The organism is Nocardioides sp. CPCC 206348, from assembly GCF_048654705.1.
Taxonomy (GTDB): Bacteria; Actinomycetota; Actinomycetes; order Propionibacteriales; family Nocardioidaceae; genus Nocardioides.
Genome location: NZ_JBMCZA010000209.1, coordinates 48847 through 50914, shown reverse-complemented (window position 1 = coordinate 50914; position 2068 = coordinate 48847). Strand labels below are relative to the sequence as shown.

Genomic DNA, 2068 nt, shown 5'->3' with positions numbered 1-2068 from the left:
GGTCTGGGACGCCCACGAGTTCCTCCCCGGCGCCAAGCCGTGGAACGACCACCCGCGGTGGCACGTCGCGCAGATGGCCCACGAGCGCGAGTTCGCGGCGTACGCCGACGAGGTGGTCACCGTCTCCGGCGAGCTCGCCGAGCTGCTGGTGGAACGGCACGGCCTGTCGCGGACGCCCTCGGTCGTGCTGAACTGCCCGACCATCGCCACCGATGACGGCTCGGCTCGTCCGGGTGTGCGCGAGCTCTGCGGCGTCGGACCCGAGACCCCGATCCTCGTCTACAGCGGGTCGCCTTCGCGGCAGCGCGGACTCGGCACCGTGATCGAGTCGCTGCCGGCGCTGCCCGGCGTGCACGTGGCCCTCGTCGTCGCCGTACCCGAGTCGGCTCCCGTGGTGGAGGTCGTCGAACGTGCGCAGGAGCTGGGCGTCGCGGACCGGCTGCATCTGCTGCCGTACGTCGCCCCCGAGCACGTCGTGGAGTACCTTTCGTCCGCCGACATCGGCCTGATCCCGATCCAGCACTTCCCGAACCACGAGATCGCGCTGATCACCAAGTTCTTCGAGTACAGCCACGCCCGGCTGCCGATCGTGGTCAGCGACGTGCGCGCCATGTCGTCGCAGGTGAAGGCGACGGGGCAGGGCGAGGTCTTCGTGGCCGACGACGTCGCGGACTTCACCCGCGCCACCCAGGCCGTCCTGGCCGATCCGGCTCGCTACCGCAGCGCGTACGACGACCGGGTTCCGCTCTCGGACTGGACGTGGGAACGGCAGGCCGAGATCCTCGACGAGGTGTACCGCACAGGCGTGCGGTCGCTGAATGGACCGTCCTGACCGTGAATTCCCACCGGACCCCGGACGAACGTCCCGGAGCCTCGCAGTTCCGTCCCGACATCGAGGGACTGCGCGCGGTCGCCGTGTCGGTCGTCCTGTTGCACCACGCCGGGCTGGCCATCCCCGGCGGAGGCTTCGCCGGGGTCGACATCTTCTTCGTCGTGTCCGGTTTCGTGATCACCGCCCAGCTGCTGCGGGAGCTGGAGCGCACCGGCCGGATCAGCCTCCCCGGCTTCTACGCGCGCCGCGCACGACGCCTGCTGCCCGCCGCGGCGGTGGTCCTCGTCGTCACCACGCTGATGTCGTGGCTCAGCGTCTCGCGCGTCCAGTGGCAGGCCATCTCCACCGACATCATCGGCGCCGCGACCTACGTCGTGAACTGGGTGTTCTCGGCCCGGTCCGTCGACTACATGGCCGAGGACGTCGCGCCCTCCCCGGTCCTGCACTTCTGGTCCCTGGCGGTGGAGGAGCAGTTCTACTTCATCTGGCCGCTCGTGCTGCTGGGCCTGCTGTGGGTGGGCGGAAAGCGACGACGCCACGACGACACGACCCCGCCACGACGGGCGATCCTGGCGATCGGGCTGACGCTCGTCATCGTCATCCCCTCGCTCCTCTGCGCCTTCTGGCTCACCGCCGAGCGTCCCTCCCAGGCCTTCTTCGTCACGCCGACGCGCCTGTGGGAGCTCGGCATCGGCGCACTCGTGGCGCTCGGCGCGACCCAGTGGAACCGGTTGTCACACCGAGCCGGGCAGGCACTCGTGCTGGCCGGACTCGCCGTCCTCGGAACCGGCCTGATGCTGCAGTCCACGCAGACCGCATGGCCCGCCCCCGGCGCCCTGGTGCCAACGCTGGGCACCGCGGCCGTCATTATCGGCGGCTTCTCCGCCGGGCACACCGGCGTCGGTCGCCTGCTCGGCAACCCGCTGTTCGTCTGGGTGGGCGGGCTGTCGTACTCGCTCTACCTGTGGCACTGGCCGGCCCTGCGGATGGCCACGTGGCAGTGGGGTGAGCTCTCCGCGGCCCAGGGCCTCATGGTCGTCCTGCTGTCCGTCGTGCCGGCGTGGCTGTCGTACCGCTTCGTCGAGAGCCCCGTGCGGCACTCGAAGGCGATCGCGGCCTCGCCCCGCCTGGCCCTGTCCATCGGCCTGAACTGCACCCTGGTCGCCGCGGTGGCCGGCCTGGTGCTCCAGGGCGCCGTGTTGCAGTCACGAGGCACCGCCAGCGGGATCGGCGGCG

At 70.9% G+C, this 2068-nt stretch carries 2 protein-coding genes; both read left to right on the top strand.

Annotation, left to right across the window (positions count from 1 at the left end; translation table 11 throughout):
* Nucleotides 1-832 (top strand): glycosyltransferase family 4 protein (locus ACOADB_RS20865; RefSeq protein ID WP_378602963.1); only part of this gene is annotated, 832 nt, incomplete at its 5' end.
* 2 nt (nt 833-834) lie between these two features.
* Nucleotides 835-2068: acyltransferase family protein (locus ACOADB_RS20860; RefSeq protein WP_378602960.1), on the top strand; the 1234-nt coding region annotated here is incomplete at its 3' end.